General features: G+C 47.9%; 1 protein-coding gene. It reads left to right on the plus strand.

What is annotated here, in order from left to right:
- Positions 1–190: 190 nt before the first annotated feature.
- Positions 191–1,642: sodium:proton antiporter (locus tag A3738_RS14295; protein WP_068763659.1), on the plus strand; the 1,452-nt coding region annotated here is incomplete at its 3' end.

Raw genomic sequence — 1,642 nt, forward strand, 5'->3', positions numbered from 1 at the left:
CCTGATGGAGCCGGACCTGTTAAGTTGGATTGCGCTTCAGGCTTTGGTGCAGTCACATCCGTCACATCTGTGTTCGCAATGGTGGGCGTATCGAGAATCCTTGCTAAACTGGCTAGATAAGTTTTATTTTAGCCAGTTTGCCTGCGTTGAGCGGGCCATGGAGATGTGTTGATCCCCAAGGAAAGCCTCGATGCTTGAACACAGCGTTATTACTCTCGCTTCAATCGGCGTCGTCTCATTAATTTGTCAGTGGGTCGCATGGCGTTTACGCCAACCGGCTATTTTGTTCTTGCTTGTTGCGGGAATCATCCTTGGCCCGTGGCTGGGATGGTTGAACCCAGACGGCCTTCTCGGAGACATGCTTTTTCCGATTATCTCTCTAGCCGTAGCGGTTATCTTATTTGAGGGAAGTTTAACCCTTAAGTTTTCTGAGCTCGGTGGTCACGGCAAAATGGTGCGTAACCTACTAGCCTCGGGCACCGTTGTTACTTGTTTTATCGCAACTTTTGCCGCGTATCTAGCGCTCGATATCCCTTTATCTCTCGCGATGTTGTTTGGTTCGATTGTCGTGGTCAGCGGACCCACGGTGATCATGCCCTTACTTCGCTCTGTCAGACCCTCCGGACGAATTACTAATATCTTAAAATGGGAAGGTATAGTCATTGACCCAATTGGTGCCTTACTCGCCGTATTGGTATTTGAATTCATTATCGCAAGTGGTGATGGCGGCAGTGCGTTTTTACAAACACTCGGCACATTCGGAGCCACATTAGTTTTAGGTTTAACCTTAGGCGGCGCCTCTGGGTATATATTGGGCGAAGCCTTGCGCAGTCACTGGCTGCCGCAGTTTTTATTAAATACGGGCACGCTGACTTTTATGCTCGGCGTATACGCGCTCTCTAATTTTTTGGTACATGAGTCGGGTTTGCTTACGGTGACCGTCATGGGAATTTGGTTAGCCAACATGAGAGGCGTGCCGATCGATGAGATTTTAGAATTTAAAGAATCTCTTTCTGTATTGCTGATCTCTGCACTGTTCATTTTACTTGCCGCCAGAATGGAATTGGTCGCTCTGTATGACTTAGGCATTGCGGCAGTATGGATTATGCTCGCGCTCATATTTTTAGCTCGCCCGATCTCAGTGTTTGTCGCAGCGATTGGCACTGACTTAAGTTGGCAAGAAAAATCTTTCTTATCTTGGATTGCGCCAAGGGGTATCGTCGCGGCTGCGGTATCTTCGTTATTTGCGTTTAAGTTAGAAGAGCAGGGAATGGTCGAGGCTGGAGTGCTGGTGCCTTTAGTATTTCTTGTGATTGTCGTGACTGTGGCTTTGCAGAGTGTGACCGCACGACCATTAGCGAAAGCCTTAGGCGTGCAAGAAGCCGATGATCATGGCTTTTTGTTCTTGGGGGCAAATCCACTCGCTCGTGATATTGCCAAAGCATTCTCAGAGCGTGGTGTGAAAGTTATTTTATCTGATACCAGCTGGGAAAATGTTCGTGCCGCTAGAATGGCAAGTTTACCGGTGTACTACGGGAATGCCGCGTCAGAACATGCTGAGAATAATCTTGATTTGACCGGAATAGGGCAATTCTTAGCGATTTCACCTTACAAACAACTGAACGCTCACGTGGTGTATCAT

Source organism: Oleiphilus sp. HI0066, from assembly GCF_001635725.1.